Source organism: Candidatus Aquarickettsia rohweri (assembly GCF_003953955.1).
Taxonomy (GTDB): domain Bacteria; phylum Pseudomonadota; class Alphaproteobacteria; order Rickettsiales; family Midichloriaceae; genus Aquirickettsia; species Aquirickettsia rohweri.
Genome location: NZ_RXFM01000012.1, coordinates 1 through 19,949, shown reverse-complemented (window position 1 = coordinate 19,949; position 19,949 = coordinate 1). Strand labels below are relative to the sequence as shown.

Annotated in this window: 21 protein-coding genes; 13 read left to right on the top strand and 8 right to left on the bottom strand. The window is 27.8% G+C overall.

What is annotated here, in order from left to right; translation table 11 throughout:
• Positions 1–26: 26 nt before the first annotated feature.
• The 5 genes from EIC27_RS01470 to thrS form a co-directional block, all read right to left on the bottom strand.
• The gene (locus EIC27_RS01470; RefSeq protein ID WP_126044390.1) at positions 27–731 is read right to left on the bottom strand and encodes an IS6 family transposase; all 705 of its coding nucleotides are present in this window, start codon (positions 729–731) and stop codon (positions 27–29) included.
• Between the two features lie 190 nt (positions 732–921).
• Positions 922–1,323, bottom strand: a complete 402-nt coding sequence (locus EIC27_RS01465) for an alanine racemase (protein ID WP_126044389.1) — start codon at positions 1,321–1,323, stop codon at positions 922–924.
• An 8-nt stretch (positions 1,324–1,331) separates the two neighbouring features.
• Positions 1,332–2,651: an ATP-dependent protease ATPase subunit HslU gene (gene hslU, locus EIC27_RS01460; RefSeq protein WP_126044388.1), complete on the bottom strand. Its 1,320-nt coding sequence runs from the start codon at positions 2,649–2,651 to the stop codon at positions 1,332–1,334.
• A 7-nt stretch (positions 2,652–2,658) separates the two neighbouring features.
• Complete coding sequence (gene infC, locus EIC27_RS01455; protein ID WP_276310317.1) at positions 2,659–3,141, bottom strand: translation initiation factor IF-3; 483 nt, start codon at positions 3,139–3,141, stop codon at positions 2,659–2,661.
• 41 nt (positions 3,142–3,182) lie between these two features.
• The gene (gene thrS / locus EIC27_RS01450) at positions 3,183–5,096 is read right to left on the bottom strand and encodes a threonine--tRNA ligase (protein ID WP_126044386.1); all 1,914 of its coding nucleotides are present in this window, start codon (positions 5,094–5,096) and stop codon (positions 3,183–3,185) included.
• Positions 5,097–5,143: 47 nt separating this feature from the next.
• Here thrS and EIC27_RS01445 point away from each other — a divergent pair, with 47 nt between their 5' ends.
• Entirely contained in the window at positions 5,144–6,307 is a 1,164-nt protein-coding gene (locus EIC27_RS01445) for a cation:dicarboxylate symporter family transporter (RefSeq protein WP_126044385.1), read from the top strand.
• On the opposite strand, the gene def is transcribed toward EIC27_RS01445, so the two are convergent.
• Positions 6,308–6,871, bottom strand: coding sequence for a peptide deformylase (gene def / locus EIC27_RS01440; RefSeq protein ID WP_162298291.1), 564 nt, complete (start codon positions 6,869–6,871; stop codon positions 6,308–6,310). It lies immediately after the preceding gene.
• A 102-nt stretch (positions 6,872–6,973) separates the two neighbouring features.
• On the opposite strand from def, the gene EIC27_RS01435 reads away from it, so the two are divergent.
• From EIC27_RS01435 to EIC27_RS01410, 6 genes are all read left to right on the top strand, one after another.
• Positions 6,974–7,273 carry a hypothetical protein gene (locus EIC27_RS01435; RefSeq protein WP_126044383.1) on the top strand — a complete coding sequence of 100 codons (300 nt, stop codon included), beginning with the start codon at positions 6,974–6,976 and terminating at the stop codon, positions 7,271–7,273.
• A gap of 62 nt (positions 7,274–7,335) precedes the next feature.
• On the top strand, positions 7,336–8,979 hold the full coding sequence (locus EIC27_RS01430; RefSeq protein WP_126044382.1) for a DNA repair protein RecN: 1,644 nt from the start codon (positions 7,336–7,338) through the stop codon (positions 8,977–8,979).
• A gap of 116 nt (positions 8,980–9,095) precedes the next feature.
• Positions 9,096–10,070 (top strand): pyruvate dehydrogenase (acetyl-transferring) E1 component subunit alpha, encoded by a 975-nt coding sequence (gene pdhA / locus EIC27_RS01425; RefSeq protein ID WP_126044381.1) that lies wholly within the window; start codon positions 9,096–9,098, stop codon positions 10,068–10,070.
• Between the two features lie 18 nt (positions 10,071–10,088).
• On the top strand, positions 10,089–10,649 hold the full coding sequence (locus tag EIC27_RS01420) for a flavodoxin family protein (protein WP_126044380.1): 561 nt from the start codon (positions 10,089–10,091) through the stop codon (positions 10,647–10,649).
• A gap of 2 nt (positions 10,650–10,651) precedes the next feature.
• Positions 10,652–11,632, top strand: coding sequence for a pyruvate dehydrogenase complex E1 component subunit beta (locus EIC27_RS01415; protein WP_126044379.1), 981 nt, complete (start codon positions 10,652–10,654; stop codon positions 11,630–11,632).
• A 15-nt stretch (positions 11,633–11,647) separates the two neighbouring features.
• Positions 11,648–12,205 (top strand): GNAT family N-acetyltransferase, encoded by a 558-nt coding sequence (locus tag EIC27_RS01410; protein WP_205702310.1) that lies wholly within the window; start codon positions 11,648–11,650, stop codon positions 12,203–12,205.
• Positions 12,206–12,212: 7 nt separating this feature from the next.
• On the opposite strand, the gene fmt is transcribed toward EIC27_RS01410, so the two are convergent.
• Positions 12,213–13,136 (bottom strand): methionyl-tRNA formyltransferase, encoded by a 924-nt coding sequence (gene fmt, locus EIC27_RS01405; RefSeq protein WP_126044377.1) that lies wholly within the window; start codon positions 13,134–13,136, stop codon positions 12,213–12,215.
• A gap of 79 nt (positions 13,137–13,215) precedes the next feature.
• Between fmt and EIC27_RS01400 the strand changes: the two genes are divergently transcribed.
• The 6 genes from EIC27_RS01400 (at position 13,216) to lpxB (ending at position 19,603) form a co-directional block, all read left to right on the top strand.
• Positions 13,216–14,190, top strand: a complete 975-nt coding sequence (locus tag EIC27_RS01400; RefSeq protein WP_126044376.1) for a hypothetical protein — start codon at positions 13,216–13,218, stop codon at positions 14,188–14,190.
• An 89-nt stretch (positions 14,191–14,279) separates the two neighbouring features.
• Positions 14,280–15,665, top strand: a complete 1,386-nt coding sequence (locus EIC27_RS01395) for a M23 family metallopeptidase (RefSeq protein ID WP_126044375.1) — start codon at positions 14,280–14,282, stop codon at positions 15,663–15,665.
• A gap of 6 nt (positions 15,666–15,671) precedes the next feature.
• The gene (locus tag EIC27_RS01390) at positions 15,672–16,655 is read left to right on the top strand and encodes a M23 family metallopeptidase (RefSeq protein ID WP_126044374.1); all 984 of its coding nucleotides are present in this window, start codon (positions 15,672–15,674) and stop codon (positions 16,653–16,655) included.
• 18 nt (positions 16,656–16,673) lie between these two features.
• Entirely contained in the window at positions 16,674–18,191 is a 1,518-nt protein-coding gene (gene metG, locus EIC27_RS01385) for a methionine--tRNA ligase (RefSeq protein ID WP_126044373.1), read from the top strand.
• Positions 18,178–18,450 carry an FAD assembly factor SdhE gene (locus tag EIC27_RS01380; RefSeq protein WP_126044372.1) on the top strand — a complete coding sequence of 91 codons (273 nt, stop codon included), beginning with the start codon at positions 18,178–18,180 and terminating at the stop codon, positions 18,448–18,450. Before metG ends, EIC27_RS01380 begins: the two co-directional genes overlap by 14 nt.
• Positions 18,434–19,603 carry a lipid-A-disaccharide synthase gene (gene lpxB / locus EIC27_RS01375; protein ID WP_126044371.1) on the top strand — a complete coding sequence of 390 codons (1,170 nt, stop codon included), beginning with the start codon at positions 18,434–18,436 and terminating at the stop codon, positions 19,601–19,603. The genes EIC27_RS01380 and lpxB overlap by 17 nt, the downstream gene beginning before the upstream one ends.
• A gap of 116 nt (positions 19,604–19,719) precedes the next feature.
• Here the strand turns inward: lpxB and EIC27_RS08060 are convergent.
• The coding region (locus EIC27_RS08060; protein WP_205702304.1) for a transposase domain-containing protein at positions 19,720–19,949 on the bottom strand (230 nt) is incomplete at its 5' end.

Sequence of the window (19,949 nt, the reverse complement as noted above, 5' to 3'; positions counted from 1 at the left end):
TTTTAAATTATTTATAGATTTTTCCATTAAGCAGCTAGTGAAAGAAATTTATCAAAGTCAGAATTATAATTGTCATTGTCAGCAAGTTGTCCTTTTTTAATCATGTGCAAGAGTTCTATTCCCGCAATAGTTCTGGCGGCACTTCTAAAGGATTTGAAGCCAAGCATCGGCCTAGTTCGTTTCTTTATAAATCTGTGATCGCCTTCTATCCTATTGTTGAGATATTTGTTCTGCCTAATTTCTATTTGGTTTTCTTTAGATAATGGCTTATTGATTGAATTCAAAGCAGAAGTATTAGAGCCACTTTTATCTATATTAACCTTTATAGGATGACCACTGGATTTAATCGCCTTCTTGAAAAACGCTTTAGCAGCTCTTTTATCTCTTTTTGCTCTCAGCATAAAATCTATGGTATATCCATATTTATCAACTGCTCTATATAAATATACCCATTTACCTTTAACCTTAATATAGGTCTCGTCCATTCTCCAACTACCATTGACTGGCTTCTTTCTTTTTCTGAATCTTCCTTCAAGTATTGGCATAAACTTTATTACCCACCTTTGTAAAGTAGCGTGATCAATGGCGAATCCTCTCAACCCGCCTATCTCCTCTATCTCTCTATAACTTAGAGAATATCTTCCTTTCATATACAATGATACCATTATTATTTCTGGACCATATTCATGATTCTTGAAATACTTCATTAATTTTGGGTCTACTTTCAGCATTATTAACATCTATCATTTCTTTCAGAATATCAAAGATTCTTATACTTTTCAACAGATGCGACAGAACCCAAAAAACTTAAGAAACCCAAAGAAAGGCGGATAATACTTGTCAAGATGGGGATATTTTAGCGTTTACTTTTATTCCTTGAAAAATAGAATCAAAATTTTTTAAATTAACTCCACTTTTTTGTTATTCATCTCCTATATTAATTTGAATGAAAAAATCAATTTTTTTATTAATTTTTGACATCTCTTCATTTATTTTGCAAGCTAATTCAACCGAGTCGATGGTTTCTATTGCATCAAATAGCTCTACAGCTTTTTTTATTTTATTTTTTTGCAATTTTCCAATAAAATTAAGCTTTGCATCTGAATGTTGATCTTTAATATCAGGCCATTTCAACATCGCATCTTGGATTTTGTTTTCACCAAAAGACCTTTGGCTGCTATTATTTAATATATGTAATATTTGTTCTTGCGTTAGATTTTTTGATACTAAAAGGAGTTTAGAGTTATTTTTATATATATTATTATATTCATCAATTTTAGCAATTAGATTTTCATAGGTTTTTAATATTTGATTTAATTGCATATAAAATGCTAGAGAATAAATTTACTTAAATCTTCAGATAAAGTAATTTTATCTAAATTTTTCTCAACAAATTTTGCATCTATATTTATTGTTTTTCCTTTAATTTCATTAGCAGTAAAACTAATTTCTTCTAAGATTTTTTCAAGTAAAGTATATAGCCTTCTAGCTCCAATATTTTCCACTTCATTATTAATATGAGCTGCGTATTTAGCAATGCATTTTAATCCACTTTCTGCAAATTTTAAATTAACACCTTCTGTTTTAAGGAGTGCAGAGTATTGTTTTGGTAAAGAATTTTCAGGTTCTTTTAAAATTTTCAACAAATCATCTTTTGACAATGGAGATAATTCAACTCTTATAGGCAGTCTTCCTTGTAATTCTGGTAATAAATCAGAAGGTCTTGCTAAATGAAAGGCTCCTGAGGCAATAAATAATATATAATTAGTCTTTATAGGTCCGTATTTTGTATTGATTATTGTACCTTCAATAAGTGGCAATAAATCACGCTGTACACCTTCTCTATTTATATCGTTCTTCTTGTTAACATTACCACCTGCTATTTTATCTATTTCATCTAAAAAAACTATTCCTTCTTCTTCAGTAATTTTTATAGCCTTATCAATAATTAACTGTTCATCTATAAGTTTTTCAGTTTCTTGTTTAATTAGATGTTTTATTGCCTCTGGTATTTTTAATTTGACTAATTTTTGTTTTTTTGTGCCAAAAGTTTTTCCAAGCATATCTCCAATATTCACTACTCCCATTTGGCTTCCAGGCATTCCAGGTACATCAAAAGTAGGGAATGATTGTCCTTTATTTGGTTGGTCATCAATAGAAATTTCAACTTCCCTATCGTCTAATTCTTTGGCATCAAGTTTTTTAAGGTAAATATTTTTTGTATTTTCTGAAGCTTCTTTACCAACTAGACAATCTACTAATTTTAGTTTGGCTTCATATAATGCTTTACTTTTTACTTCAATATAAAAATCATCTCTTACCATTTTTATTGCAGTATCAAGTAAATCTCTGGCAATTGAGTCAACATCACGACCTACATAGCCAATTTCAGTAAATTTAGTAGCTTCAATTTTAATGAAAGGAGATTTTGAAAGTTTTGCAAGCCTTTTAGCGATTTCAGTTTTACCAACTCCAGTTGGACCTACCATGAGTATATTATGAGGTACTATTTCATCTTTTAAATCATTATTAATTTGTTTTCTACGCCATCTATTTCTTAATGCTACAGCAACTGCTTTTTTAGCATTGCTTTGGCCTATTATATATCTATCGAGCTCGTTTACAATTTGCTTAGGTGTTAATTGTGTCATATATAAATTATTTTTTTTTAGGAGCAATTATAATGAAAATTCGTTTTCCTTCTTTTTTAATATCAGATTCGATATTAGAAAAATCTAAAACTAAATCTTTAAATTTTTTCATTATATTGATTCCAACATCTTCATGCATAATCTCTCTTCCTTTAAAAAAAAGAGTAATCTTAACTTTATTGCCACTGTTTATAAATTTTTTTGTGTTGTTTAATTTAACATTGAAATCTCCAATAGCAATGTTAGGTCTAAGTTTAACTTCTTTAATTTCAATTGTTTTTTGTTTTTTCTTAGCTTCATGTTCTTTCTTTCTGATTTCGTATTTATATTTACCAAAATCTAAGATTTTGCAAACAGGAGGGCTTGCATTTGGAGATATTTCTATTAAATCTAATTTTTTCTCTTGAGCAAGGCGCAATCCTTCTTCAATATTTACTATTCCTAACATTTGCCCATTATTATCAAGAAGACGAATTTCTTTAGAATTAATATCTGAATTAATTTTAATATTAGTAGTATTTTTTGATATAATTAGCTCCTTTTTTGTTTAATATCATCTATTAATTTATCTACAAAATGACTTAACTCAAGTACTTCTTGATTTTTATTTCCTAATTTTCTTATTGAAACTGAATTGTTTGCCTCTTCTTTTTTGCCTATAATTATGATTATAGGTGCTTTTGCAACAGAATATTTTCTGATTTTATATGTAATTTTTTCATTTTCAAAATCAGTGATACACCTTATAAATTTGCTTCTTAATATCTCAAAAACCTTATTTGCGTAACATTTTTGTTCATCAGTAACAGTAGTTATTACTACTTGAGTAGGTGCAAGCCATATAGGTAAATTACCGGAATAATGCTCCATTAATATGCCTAAAAATCTTTCAATTGAGCCAAATAATGCTCTATGAAGCATAACTGGTCTATATTTTTTATCATCTTTATCAATATAATTGGAATCTAATCTCTCTGGTAAATTAAAATCTACCTGTAAAGTGCCTAATTGCCAATCTCTTCCTATAGCATCTCTTAAAACGAACTCTAATTTAGGTCCATAAAATGCTCCTTCACCTTTATTTAACGTATATGGTAAATTTTGTTTTTTGACTGCAGTGAGTAGTGCAGCCTCTGCCTTATCCCATATATCATCAGAGCCTATCCTTTGTTCTGGTCTGTCAGAGAACTTTACTTTCACATCATCAAATCCAAAATCTTTATATATTTCTTTTATTAGCTTGCACACATTAATGCATTCTTCAGTAATTTGATCATTAGTGCAGAAAATATGTGCATCATCTTGTGTAAATGCCCTAGCTCTCATTAAGCCATGTAATGCTCCTGAAGGCTCAAATCTATGAACTTTTCCAAATTCAGCTAATCTAAGTGGTAAATCTCTATAGCTTTTAATTCCTTGGTTATAAATTTGTACTCCACCAGGACAATTCATTGGGCGCACGGCATAAATTTTATTTTCGTCAATAGTACTCGCAGTATACATGTTTTCTCTAAATTTTTCCCAATGCCCAGATGCTACCCAAAGTTTCTTATCCATTATCTCAGGAGTGCTTATTTCAAAATATCCATTTTGATTTTGTTTAGTTCTTATGTAATTAATTAGTCTTTGAAATAAATCCCAGCCTTTAGGGTGCCAAAATACTGAACCTTGTGCTTCTTCTTGGAAGTGAAATAAATTACATTGCTTACCAAGTTTCCTATGATCTCTTTTTTCAGCTTCTTCAAGCATTTGTAAATACGCTCTAAGTTGTTTTTTATCAGACCAAGCAGTACCATATATTCTTTGTAACATTTCATTTTTACTATCTCCACGCCAATAAGCTCCAGCTATTTTCATTAATTTAAATGCTTTAATAAATCCTGTATTAGGTGCATGAGGTCCTCTGCATAAATCTGAAAAATTTCCTTGTGTATAGATGGTTATTTCGTCATTATCAGGGAAAGAATTAATTATCTCAACTTTATATTTTTCTCCCTGATTTTGAAAAAATTTAATTGCTTCTTGTTTTGTAACGACCTTTCTAGTGATTGGAAATTTTTGATCTATTATTTTTTGCATTTCAGCTTCGATTTTTTCTAAATCTGATTCTGTAAATGGTTTAATATTTGCAAAATCATAATAAAATCCATTCTCAATAGTTGGTCCAATTGTAACCATTACTTCTGGATATAATGCTTTGACGGCTTGAGCTAAAACATGAGCAGCATCATGTCTTATAATATCTATACCTTCAGATGATGAAGAAAAAATGAATTCCACTTCACTATTTTTATCTACTATTGTTGATAAATCTTTAATTTCACCATTTATTTTAATAGCTATACAATTATTGTGCAGACTTTGATCAATTTCTTTTAGTAGATCCTTGCCAGAAATTTTATTGTTATATTTCTTTATATTTTTATTTAGCTTGATTTCAATCATGAAATAGTGTTTTTATTTTTTAAAATTTACAATACATTGCGTATTATATGAAAAAATTTAAATTACCACTAGCATTATTTTTTATTTTAATTTTTACATATACATTTGGCAATTATATTTCGGTTGAAATTAAAGAATTATTTTTATCAATCAGCTTAATATTAAAATCAATTTTATTGCTGATCTTGCCATTTATTATTTTTTCTTTTATCACAAGCAGTTTGTTATTGCTTGAAGGTAATGTGTTTAAATTTGTTGGTCTTCTGATTTTATGTATATTTATTTCTAATAGTATGGCTATTTATACAGGTTATTTTATAGGAAGTACTTTTTTAGATTCTTTAATAACTGCAAAGCATGTTTCTAATAATCAAAATTTACTTATGCCGCTTTGGGCAATTAACATATCGACTATATTTACAAATGACCAAGCATTATTATTTGGTCTCATGTTTAGTATTATATTTTCATTTTGGAGACATAAAAAAGTTGAGAACATTATTAAAAAAATGAGTGGTATTTCAACTGCATTTTTAAAAAAATTTTTTATACCTACTTTACCTTTATTTGTTATAGGCTTTATATTTAAGCTTCAACATGAAGATGTATTAGAATATGCAATTAAATCTTATGGCAAAGTTCTTATTATAATATTATTAGTTCAAATTTCATATTTATCTATATTTTACTTTATAATATCTAAATTTAATCTTGAGAAAACATTAATGTACTTTAAAAATGTCATGCCAGCTGCATTTACAGGATTTAGTGCAATTTCAAGTGCAGCTGCAATGAGTGTTTTATTACTGGCAATGGAAAAGATTTTTAAAAACAAGTCTAAAATATACAAGGCAATTATAACAGCAGTGATTAACACGCATACTCTTGGTAGTGCCATTGGCATAACAATATTAATCTTTGCAACTATAAAAACCTTTAATTCACAAGTTCCATCATTTGAATCTTTTGTGATTTTTGCGTTTTTTTATGCTATTTCAAAATTTGCAGTGGCAGCTGTACCTGGTGGAGTATTATTAATTGTTGCACCTTTATTTGAAAAATATTTGGCTTTTTCACCTGAAATGATTGGAGTGATAACCGTTATATATTTGCTCTTTGATCCTTTTGGGAAAGCTGTAAATGTCACAGGAAATGGAGGATTTGCTATAGGTTTTAGTAGGATTTATGGCTATTTTAATAAAAAGAAATAATTATTGACTATTTGAAATATTTTTTCTCCACTTTAAATATTTTTTCATCATAAAATCTCTTTTTATTCTTGATAATCTATCTAAAAAAACTATTCCATTTATATGATCGATTTCATGTTGTATACATGCTGAAATAATATTATCTGATACTTCTAGAAATTTCTCTTCTCCATTTAAATCTAAATATTTAACTTTTACTCTATTTGCTCTTTCTACCTCAGGTAATATATTGCCAAAAGATAGACATCCTTCAGCATATATTTTTTTGTCATCAGATTTTTCAATTATTTCAGGGTTTATTAAAATTTTTGGCCCTTCTTTAATATCAAGAAATTTATCTCCTTTTCTTCCTAGATTGGTTATATCTACAGCAATAATCTTTTTTAAAACTCCAACTTGTACTGCAGCAAGTCCAAGTCCTTTATGATGTTGCATAGTAGCAATAAGGTTGTTTGAAAATTCTTTTATTTCTTGATCTATATTTTTTACTAATTCAGACTTTTTATGAAGTATAGGATCTGGTTCTAAAACTAATGGTAAAATTTTAATATTACTTTTTTTCATATTCATAGCTTATAAACTTATAACTAAATAATTAATCCTTGTAAAAATTGACTACTTTGTTTAACCTATTATTATATAATACTTTTATAACCTTGTTAAGTTATGCTTGATTTATTTTTAGCTTTTTTAAGAATAAGAACCTTAATAATATTGGGGATTTTATATTTCTTTTTAAGTGTTGGTAGCCATGGTAATTTTAGCTTAAAAATACCAAGTCTCAAAAATTTTGATTTATCTAATATACCTGCAAGTATAAACTCTTTAATAAATGATAAATCTAATTTAAAATCTGAAACAAAAACTAGTGATAATAGTGGCAACAATAATGAATTAGATGATTTGAAAACTAGTGTTAATGATATTGCCAAAAATATAAATAACATTTTAAATAAAAAAGAATAAAAACATAATATAAGATTACTGATAACATTGTATTTAACTTAATAAAGATAATTTTTTGAAAAATGTTAATTAATCTTTATATCAAGAATTTTATCCTAATAGATTTTTTAGAAATAAACTTTAAAAAAGGTCTGACAAGTATAATTGGTGAAACTGGAGCTGGTAAATCTATAATATTAAAAGCGCTTCTTTCTATATTTGCAAAAAAGTCTAATTCTAGTGTGATTAAGGATAAATTAAAAATTACTTCAATAACAGCTGAGTTTGATATATCTGATAATGTAAAAATTAAGGATCATTTAATCAACACAGGATATATAATTAATAATGAAAAAATATTATCCATTAGAAGAGTAATTAGTTTTGATGGTAAAAATAAAATATTTATTAATGACCAATTAACTACAGTTGATAACATTAAATTTATAGAAAAATATTTATGCGAAATTTGTTCTCAACATAATCAAATTAAACTTTTAGAATCTAGTTCTCATGTGCAAATTTTAGATTCATACATCAATAATCCTAATTTATTGAAAGAGGTTTCAAATATTTATCAAAAAATATCTTTATTTGAAAAGCGATTAGAAAATTTGCAAAATTCTGTTGCGCAAAATGAATATGAAAAAGCATATCTTAATAATAAAATTAAAGATCTAGAGCTTTTAAACGTTAAGAATAATGAAATGGATGAATTATCTCTTAAAAGAAAAAGTTTATTAGAGAGTTCAAAGATTATTGAAATAAGCCAAAGATCTTCAAAGAAATTAATGGATAATAATGGTGGTATTATTTCTGAACTTTGGAATATGCATAAACAATTGGTAAAATTTTCAGATGTATTTAATGCTCTTGATAAAAATTTAGACTCAATAATATTTGAATTGGAATCGCTTGATCATGATATGATATCGATCTGTGAAAATTTAAACGAAAATTCTTTAAATATTGATGAAGTTGAAAGTAGATTTTTTAAAATAAAGGAACTGGAAAGAAAATATAATATTAATTCATCGGAATTTTCAGAGGTAATACAATCTTCTAAGAGAAGGCTTAAAAGTTTAGAAGATGCAACATTTGATTTAAAGAGAATAAAAAATAATATAAATGAATTAAAAACAAATTATTTGAAATATTCAAAACAATTAAGTGATTTAAGAAAAGATTCAGCACCTTCTTTCAGGTATAAAATATTAAAAATTACAAATGATTTAAATTTGAAGAATTTTGATTTAAAAATTGAAATAATAGAAAATAAATTAGTCACGCCTATTGGAATAGACAAAATTAATATCTTAATAAAGGCCAATCCAGAGCAAGATTTTCTTAGCATTGATAAAATGGCTTCTGGTGGTGAGATATCAAGAATTATGCTGGCTTTGAAGTTAGTTGCAAGTAATAAATTTGGCAATAAAACTATTATTTTTGATGAAATAGATTCTAGTACAGGTGGTAAAACAGCTAAAATGATAGGTAATAAATTAAAAGAATTATCAAAAAAAATGCAAGTTATACTTATAATACATCAACCTCAAATTGTAGCTATATCTGATAATATTTTTAAAGTTGAAAAAGAATTTAAGTCAAATAAAACAATTTTAAGCGCTAACTACATTAAAAATAATGAAATTGAAGCTGAAATTTCTTATATGATCTCAGGTAAGAAGTCAGATGATGATGCTAAACCTTTGTTTAAAATTTTATAATTGTATATTTAATCTTTTTAGGTTCAGTAATAAATTTTATTGAGGTATTGTATTTATTTTTAATTAAATATAATATCCGTGCTACTATTTAATTAAAAATAATTTTTTAAGTTACAATGAGTAAAAAAATAAATTTTACAAATGAAGAGTTACTTTCAGTATATAAAAAAATGTTGCTTTTGCGTAAATTTGAGGAAAAAGCTGGTCAATTGTATGGAATGGGGTTAATAGGTGGTTTCTGCCATTTATATATCGGGCAGGAAGCAGTTGCAGTGGGTATAGCAAAAGCTATAAATCCACAAGATACGGTAATTACGAGTTATAGAGATCATGGATTGATGCTTGCAGCAGGGGCATGTCCAAAGAGCATTATGGCAGAGTTGTTAGGTAAAGAGACTGGATGTTCAAAAGGTAAAGGTGGATCAATGCATATGTTTGATCTGGAAAAAGGATTTTATGGGGGGCATGGAATTGTTGGGGCTCAAGTTTCTTTAGGTACAGGTTTAGGGTTTGCTCATAAGTATAAGGAAAACAATTGTATATCAGTAACACTTTATGGTGACGGAGCTTGTCATCAGGGACAAGTATATGAATCATTTAACATGGCTAAACTATGGGGGTTGCCAGTTTTATATATCATTGAAAATAATGAATATGGTATGGGTACTTCTGTAGAAAGGGCTTCAAGTGTTAAAGATTTATATAAAAGAGGAGAATCATTTGGTATAACAGGAAAACAAGTAGATGGTATGGATTTTTTTAAAGTATATGATGCTGTAAAAGAAGCTGAAACCTATATTATAACTAATAAAGAGCCATTTTTATTGGAAATAAAAACTTATAGATATAGAGGACATTCGATGTCTGATCCTGCTAAATATAGGTCAAAAGATGAGGTAGAGGATTATAAGACAAATCATGATCCTATTGCTTCTATGAGGACATATATGTTAAAAAATATTAAAAATATAGAAGAAGAATTAAAAATAGTAGAAAAAGATATAAAAAGTAAGGTGAGGGAATGTGCTGATTATGCGCAAAATAGCAATGAGCCAAGTTTAGATGAATTGTATATAGATGTTTATAAGTAGGTTTTATATAGGTTATTAATGAAAAATAAGATTGCAATCATCTATAATAATAAAAATTGTTTTACGAAGCAGCTTTCTGATCATATACAAGTTGGAATAAAAAAAGAAGGTATGAACTCGGAAACATATGAGTCTGAATTTATCAGTAATAATATAAATTTACTTGATGAATCTGAAGCTATAATAATTGGAACACCTACATATTTTGGTAATGTTTCAGCTAATATAAAGAAATTTATGGATTCAACCACTGGTGTTTGGGACAATGGGAAGTGGAGAAATAAGCTTGCAGCAGGGTTTACTCATTCATCTGCATTAAGTGGTGATAAGTTAAATGCATTAATGTCAATATTTGTTTTTGCCCAACAACATGGTATGATTTGGACAGGATTAGATTTAAAAAGTAATAGTAAGGTAAATGGCTATGATATTGAATTAAATAAACTTGGGAGTTGGGTCGGATTAATGGCAGAATCTCCTAAAAAATATCAAGATAATAAAACTAATATTAGTGATATAAAAACGGCAGAATATTTTGGAATGAGAATAGCAAAATTAACTAAAATGTTTAATAAATAATTATGAAAAAAATTACTATAAGAGAAGCTCTTAGAGATGCTATGGCAGAAGAGATGACAAATGATGCTGATGTCTTTGTTATGGGGGAAGAAGTTGCAGAATATCAAGGGGCATATAAAGTTACTCAAGGTTTGTTAGATGAGTTTGGTCCTAAAAGAGTTATTGATACTCCAATAACAGAACATGGTTTTGCTGGGATTGGTGTTGGTGCAGCGTTTGCAGGTCTTAAGCCAATAGTTGAATTCATGACTTTTAATTTTGCAATGCAGGCAATTGATCAAATTATTAATTCAGCTGCTAAAACGCATTATATGTCTGGAGGCTTGATATCTTGTCCAATTGTGTTTAGAGGACCAAATGGAGCAGCAGCAAGAGTTGGTGCTCAGCATTCTCAATGTTATGCTAGTTGGTATGCGCATGTGCCAGGTCTAAAAGTGATTGCTCCATATTTTGCAGCAGATCATAAAGGGTTGCTTAAAGCGGCAATTAGAGATCCAAATCCAATAGTTTTTCTTGAGAATGAAATTTTATATGGTGATACTCATGAGGTTCATGAAGAAGAATTTGTGGAAGAGATAGGGAAAGCAAAAGTAGTTAGATCGGGAAAAGATATAACTATTATTGCATTCTCAATTCAAGTTAAGTTAGCGCTTGAAGCAGCTAAAAAACTAGAAGAGATTGGGATAGATGCTGAGGTAATTGATTTAAGAACTATAAGGCCCTTGGATATAGACACTGTTGTAAATTCAGTTATGAAGACAAATCATGCTCTTACAGTGGAAGAAGGGTGGCATTTTTCTGGCATTGGTTCAGAGATTTCAGCACAAATTTCTGAAAAAGCATTTGATTATTTAGATGCTCCAGTGACAAGAGTAACTGCAAAAGATGTGCCGCTTCCTTATGCAGCAAATTTAGAAAAAATAGCACTTCCATCAGTTGAAGAAATAGTAAATAAAGCTAAAGAGATTTGTTATAAGAAATAAAAGTCAATAATGAGTGTGATAATATTAGAGACTAAGAGACTAATAATACGCACTTGGTCGCTCAAAGATATTGAAGCTTATTATAATATAAATCAAGAAAAAGAGGTGTTAAAGTTTTTGCCTTCTAGTTTAAGTATAGAAGAAGTTAGTAATTTTATTAAACAATCAAATATAAGTCATAATAGATATGGATATTCACTTTGGGCCTTGGAATTGAAAAGTAATAATGAATTAATAGGATTTACTGGTTTAAATTATACTGATTGGAAAGCGAATTTTACACCAGCCGTAGAAATTGGCTGGAGATTAGGATTTAAGCATTGGGGTAAGGGATATGCATTTGAAGCTGCTATATCATCATTGAAGTATGGTTTTGAAAAATGTGACTTAGATGAAATTGTATCATTTACTGTTCCAAGAAATGTTCGTTCTATAAAATTAATGGAGAAGTTAGGAATGAAAAGAGATTTTAATGGAGATTTTTTTCATCCTAAACTCAAATTAACGCATCCTTTATCTCATCATATTTTGTATAGATTAAATTCGAATGAGTTTGTATATGAGTATAAATGATATAATACTACGAGTTAAGCAATGTACCTATAGGAATATTAAACCCTCTTAAAAATGCATCTGTATAGATCATTTTTCTCCCTTGCCTTTGTAATAATGTAGGCTTTAATATGCTATCTTTACAAGCTATACTTAAATTATTATCAATGACTGTACCAGGTTCATGTTTTTCATTATTTTCTTCAGTTGTTGCACAAATTATCTTAATTATCTCATTATTATATATAAAATATGCCCCTGGTTTAGGGCTTAATGCACGTATAACATTATTTACTTCAACTGCAGTTAAGTTAAAATCCAATAACTCTTCTTGTGAAGAAATTTTTTCTGCATAAGTTATACCTTTGCTATCTTGTTTTCTATAAATAACCTTGTTTGTTTCAAATAACTTTAGTGCTTCTAATATCATATCGGCACATAATTTACTGCACTTATCATGTAATTCTTTTGCAGTTAGGGTATTATCCAGAATAAACTTTTTTCTTAAGATAACATCGCCTGTATCTAATCCTTCATCCATTCTCATAATGCAAATAGCGGTTTTATTGTCGCCTGCCATTATAGTGCGTTGAATTGGGGCTGCCCCTCTCCATCTAGGCAAATCAGAAGGGTGTATATTGATAAAGCCAAATTTTGGTATTTCTAAAAATTCTTTAGGTATTATTAAACCATATGCAGCAACAATTGCGATATCAGGACTCAATTCTCTAAATTGATTTAATGCATCTGGGTCTTTTAATTTTTTAGGGACAAATATATTCAGTGAAAATTTTTGAGCTAACTTATGTATGGCGCTTTTTACTTCTTTCATACCTCGTCCAGAGTTCTTTGGTGCTTTTGTATATATTCCGATGATTTCATTATTAGAGTTGGCTAATTTTTCAAGAGTTGGACATGCAAATTCAGGCGAGCCCATAAAAACAATTTTCATAAGTTTATATATTATTTTTTATTGATATTTGCTATATAATACTTTTTAAAGTTAATAATTCAATTAATAAGTGTTTTTTATGACTTCATGTATAGAAGAGATCTTATGTATTTTTTCAAAAGATTATGATGATTATTTATCTGCTTTTTGTGAACAATCAAATTTAATTGTTGATTTGTTAAAAGAAGCTCAACCTGAGTTTCCAAGTGAATATATATCTGGTAATTGTATTGATAGTAAAATGATAATTAAAGCTGAGGAAGAGCTTGTAAAGGTAACTCAAGAGAAATTTAGAGCTAGGCAGAGTGGGGAAGAAAGATCAGAATCATTAGTACCTACATGGATAACACGAGATGTTGCAGCAATAATTATTGATAATTTTAAAAAATTAAATTTTATTTCTGCAAAAAATCCAAAACTTCATCAATATCAGTGTGCTGCTTTGCTTGGTTCAACAGCTCCAAATATTGAAGAAAGATTTGTTTATTTAGTAGAGTTAATTAACGATTATGGAGTTGAGATAGAAAAATTATTTTTGTTAACTGGAACAAGGGCCGTTGATTCAAATAAATATAATGATGGTCCTGAGGAATATATAGAATCAGTAAGAAAAAAATACAATGTAGAAATAGTTACTGAAAAAGAGTTGATTCAAGATAAATATTATAGTGTTTGTAAAATAAATAATAAATGCTCTCAAGTGGAAATGATTCCTGTGATTGCTGAAAAAGATGAGAAAAAAGAGGGTAGAGCTACTACGGTAGATACCTTAAATAAATTTCAAGATTTTGCTAAGAATTGTAATCAAGTTCTTTATATTTCCGTTGCTCCTTTTATTGTATATCAAAATGAAATAATTGGTAAATTTTTTAAGAATAATATGCAACATAAATATGAAACAGTAGGAAAAAATGCTAACTTAAATGTTGGTTTTAATAGTCAAAAAATTGCACATTACATGGTTATGGCTTTTGCTGAAGCGCTTTTTTCAGCAGATAAAAGAATAAAAGAATCAATTAATACTGCGTATGATTTAGAAAAAGATGAATTGTAAACTATAGGATTAATCGTTATTAAGACTTGAAAAATTATAAAATTTATGGTTATATATCTAATATCTAATATCTAATATATTGTTTTTCAATGCATTACTTTTTAAGTTTAACAAAGCTTGAAAGAATTAACTTTTTTTTGTTTGGTTTTTCATTATTTTGCATTATTGCAAATTTTATTTTTAGTGTTCAAGATAAAGAATCATTCAACACAACTAGACGTATTAGCATTAATATTGCATTTAATGATGATGTTAATGTAATTAATAAAGCTTTAGATTTAGGTGCCGAGCAAGATAGTTTGAATGAATATTCTTATAATTCACAGTTTTTAGAAAATGAATATTCTTATGGCGTGAGAAAAGGTGATACTTTAATAAAGATTCTTTCTGATATTGGATTTAATACAGGAGATTCGTATTCTATATCTAAGCAAATAAATAAACTACATGATTTAACAGGTCTTAATGTTGGGCAGGATTTGAAATTTATTTTTTCATCAAATAATGGGGAAAAAGTTAAAATAGGAAATTTGCCAAACAACTTTGCTATGCATGTTGAAGACAAAATTATTGAGGGTTCTTTAAGTCAAAGTAGTAATACTTATAAATTTAAGCTGTTAAAGCAAGTTTTTTTAAATAAATCTAAGCTTGTTAAAGGTTATGTAAATGAAAGTTTATATAATACTGCAATCTCAGAAGGTGCTTCTCCTAGTTTGGTAATGGATTATATAAAATTACTTAGCAATGATGTTGATTTTAAAAAAGAAATAAAGCCTGACAGCGAATTTAAAATATTATTTGATTACAAAGAAAATAGTGATGGAAAAATAATTGATAGTGGAAATATAATTTATGCATATTTATCGGTAAGAAACCGTAAATATGAGGTTTATCAATATAAGGATAGTAAAGGTGGTATTAGTTATTATCATAGTGATGGTAGTAATTTGAAAAATTCCCTTTTGAGTAAGCCTATTAAAAACGCTAGAATTTCTTCAGGTTTTGGTATGAGATTCCATCCTATTTTAAAGAGAAAGAAAATGCATAAAGGTGTTGATTATGCTGCAAGAGCAGGTACACCTATTATGGCTGCAGGTGACGGAATTATACAAGTAGTGAGATATGGAGCAGGATATGGTAAATATCTTGCTATAAAGCATAATAGTAAATATTCAACCTTATATGCTCATATGAGTAAATTTAAAACAGGCATTAGAAGTGGTAAACGTGTTAAAAGAGGAGATATTATTGGATATGTTGGAAGTACTGGTAGTTCAATAGGAGCGCATTTACACTATGAAATTAGAAAATATGGTAAGCCAATTAATCCTATTAAAGTAAAACCACTTATTTCTAATCCATTAGAAGGTCAAAAATTAGTAGCATTTAATAGGCAAAAAAAGAAGATTAATGACATGTTACATAAAGAAAATAAAATTATGTTAGCTAGTAATTCCTCTATTAAAAAGAAATAAAAGTATATGAAATTAAATATAAACAATTGCTTTGTAATAACTTTGCTATGTTTTTTAATTGGCTGTAGTTCAGTAGATAAATTTGCAGAAATTGAAAACAACCAATTTGTTTATTTTGGTAAAAATGAGAAGTATAAATTTGTTAAAATAGAAAGCAATAAAACAATTAGTGAAATTGCTCAAGAAAATCAGGTGCCAATTAAAGAAATAAAGAGGTTAAATTCACTAAAATCATACGATGACATAAAGGCTGGAACAACGGTAAAGATTCCTATTGGAAATTATTACTTAATTAAACCAAATGACACACTTGAAAGTATAGCTAGGGTACATGATATTGATATAAATTTATTAGCTAAAAAAAATGGTTTATCTATTGACTCAGAAATATATGCGGATGATTATATAAAAATTCCAGAAACAAAAGATGGTTTTGAGGAAACAGGTAATTATAAACATATTGATTTTCAGTCTTCAGAAATTTATGATGATGAGAATTTAGAAGGTGAACAAAAAAATGAAGTCAATGAGAATAACGATGAAGTTAATGATATTTTAACGACAAAGAAAGGTGTAGTTGTTGAATCACAAAAAGATAATAAATTTTTTAAGAATCAAAATCCTGCGAAGTCTAAGAATTTTATATGGCCAATTGAAGGTGATGTAATTAAAAGATATGGCGACCATGATGGGAAATTTAATGAAGGAATAAATATTAGTGCTAGTAAAGGCTCTCCTGTTAATGCGGCATCAAGAGGTGAAGTTGTTTATGCAAGTAAACAACAAGATCATGGAAATTTGATAATATTAAGGCATAATAATGGCTATATGACAGCTTATTCGCATTTAGATAAATTTTTAGTTAAGAAGGGACAAATTGTTAATAAAGGAACTCAAATTGGTACTGTTGGTAATTCAGGTAAAGTTGATAAACCTCAATTACAATTTTCTATGAAAAAGGGTAATCATACTATTAATCCAGATGGTTAGAGATTAAGTTAAAATTGAATGCAAAAAAGATTTTATATCACTACACCTATTTATTATGTAAATGATAAACCACATATAGGTCATGCATATACAAATATTGTTGCTGATGTTATCGCTAGATTTAAGAGATTAGATGGTTATGATGTTAAATTTTTAACTGGTACTGATGAACACGGACAAAAAGTTGAAAAATCTGCATTGCAAAATTCTATATCAACTCAAGAGTATGTAGATAAAATAGCTTATAACTTTGTTAAGTTAACAGAAGATTTAAACTTATCTAATGATGATTTTATTAGAACTACAGAAAAAAGGCATAAGCTTTTTGTACAAAATATTTGGAATAAGCTTGTAGAAAATAAGTATATATATTTAGATAAATATTCAGGATGGTATTCAGTAAGAGATGAGGCATATTTTGCTGAAGCAGAATTAATAGATGGTAAGGCACCATCAGGTGCATCAGTAGAATGGATAGAGGAGCCAAGTTACTTTTTTAGACTTTCATCTTTTCAAGATAAGTTATTAAAATTATATAGGGATTATCCAGATTTTATAATGCCTGAAAGTAGAAAAAATGAAGTTATATCTTTTGTAAAATCTGGTCTGAAAGATTTATCGATTTCAAGAACATCATTTGAATGGGGGATAAAAGTTCCAAATGATGATAAGCATATTATGTATGTTTGGTTAGATGCATTATTTAATTATATTTCTGCACTTAGTGAAGACGATAGTTGTTTTTGGCCAGCTGAATTGCATATTGTTGGAAAGGATATTTTGAGATTTCATACCGTATATTGGCCAGCATTTTTAATGGCTGCAGGTATTAAAGTTCCAAAAAAGATTTTCGCTCATGGGTGGTGGACAAATAATGGTGAAAAAATTTCTAAATCAGTAGGTAATGTAATTGATCCATATGAAATTATTGATAAGTATAATTTAGATTATTTTAGGTATTATCTTTTAAGAGAAATAACTTTAGGTAATGATGGCAATTTTTCAGAAGATAGTTTTGTTGAAAGATTAAATTCGGAATTGGTAAATAAAATTGGTAATCTTATTTATAGAACTACAAGTTTTATATTTAAAAATTGTGAACAAAAAATTCCAAACCCTGGTAAATATAATAATAAAGATCAAGATTTGCTAAATTATGCTTATGAGCAACTGTCTATTATAAGGAAGTTGATAGATAAACAGGACATAAAGCAAATGTTAGAACAGATAGTGATGTTGAGTAATAAAGCAAATATTTATATTGATGAAGAAGCACCATGGAAATTGAAGAAAACAGATGTTAAAAGAATGCATACAGTTCTATATATTCTATCTGAAGTTATTAGAGTTACAGCTATTTTTCTTCAGCCTTTTATTCCTGGCTCAGCTAAGAATATTTTGGACTATTTTAATGTACAGTTAAGAGATTTCGATACTATTTCAAGCAAGTATTCTATTAAACCAGGGCTTGTGATTGATGATCCAGTAATATTTTTTAAAAAGATAGAAACTTCACTAGATAATGGATCAAAATAATTTAAAAAAGAAGTTATTATACCAAAGTACGCATAGAGGATGTAAAGAATTGGATATAATACTTGGAGGCTTTGCAGAAAAATTTTTAATGAAGTTAGAATCTAAATCTACGTTAGATTATCAGGAATTGCTAAATGCTCAAGATAATGATATTTACGAATGGATAACTAAAAAGAAAATCCCACCAAAAAAATATGATACTGAGATTTTAAAAGAAATTATTTCATATAACACCAAACAACATGAAAAAAAATTATAAATTATTCTTTTCAGTTGGAGAAGCTTCAGGTAATATTTTAGCAGCAGATTTAATAAACTCATTAAAAAAATATAAAAGTTACGAATTTCAATTTTATGGGATTGCAGGGAAAAAAATGATAGATGCAGGAAAAATGCAGAGCCTTTTTCCTAATGATGAATTATCTATTACAGGATATTTAGAAATTATACCAAAAATATTGAAAATTATATTTCGTTTATTTCAGACTTTTTTCTACATCAAGAAAATAAAGCCAGACTTAATAATAACAGTAGATTCTCCTGGATTTAATTTTCCTCTTGTAAAATTGGGAAGAAGGTTTCTAAAATTTAATATTCCAATAATTCACTATGTAGCTCCTACGGTATGGGCATATAAACCTGAAAGAGCTCAGAAGTATGCCAAACTTTTTGATCATATGATGGTGATATTTCCTTTTGAAAAAAAATATTTTGATAATGTTGGCTTGAAATGTAGTTATGTCGGTAATCACACTATAAATAATAATTCATTTATTGATATATCTAAGAAGCGAAACATTAGAAAGAAGTATAACTTATCGAATAACAAAATCATCACAATAATTCCTGGAAGTAGGAATAATGAATTAAAATATCATTTACCTATTATTAGGCAATATATTCTAAAGATGACTCAAAGCATTAAAGATGTATTTTTTATAATACCTACATTGCAGCATTTAGAGAATGAAATTAAAAAGAATTTGCCTTTTAAGAATGTGCTTATAACAAAGAAAGATGATGAAAAAAAGGAGTTAATTAATATTAGTAATTTAATATTATGTAAATCTGGTACAAGCGTGCTGGAATCAATTGTAAAAAAAATACCTATAATAGTTTTTTACAAGATGAATATATTAACAGCTTATCTTATTAAGAAAAAATTAAAAATAAAGTATATCACTATATGTAATATTATAATGGATAAAATGGTGATACCTGAGTTGCTTCAAGAAAAATTTAATTTAGATAATCTACTTGAGGAATCAATCAATTTAATTGATGATTCGCAAAAAATTACTAAGCAATTAAAAGATTTTGATTTATTTTTATCGAAATTTAGTTCAACAAAAGTGAAGCAAGAAAAAGTTTCTGAAGTAGTGATAAAATGTTTAAAAAATTCTCATAATTAACCCAAACTGCAATATCCACTACTGTTGTTACGTAAACGCTAAAATATCCCCATCTTGACAAGTATTATCCGCCTTTCTTTGGGTTTCTTAAGTTTTTTGATAATTCTAAAAAAAATTTAATTTGATGATATTTTTTTATCAATATTATATGGAAGTAAATTTACTAACTCTTTTGGATCAGAATAATCATGAATATGATTCAGCAAATATTTTAAATAATCATAAGGATTAATCTTATTTACTTTGCAAGTTTCAATAATACTATAAATATTTGCACTAGCTTTAGCACCCTTAGTTGTTGCACAGAACATCCAATTTTTTCTGCCAACTGCAAATGGTTTTATAC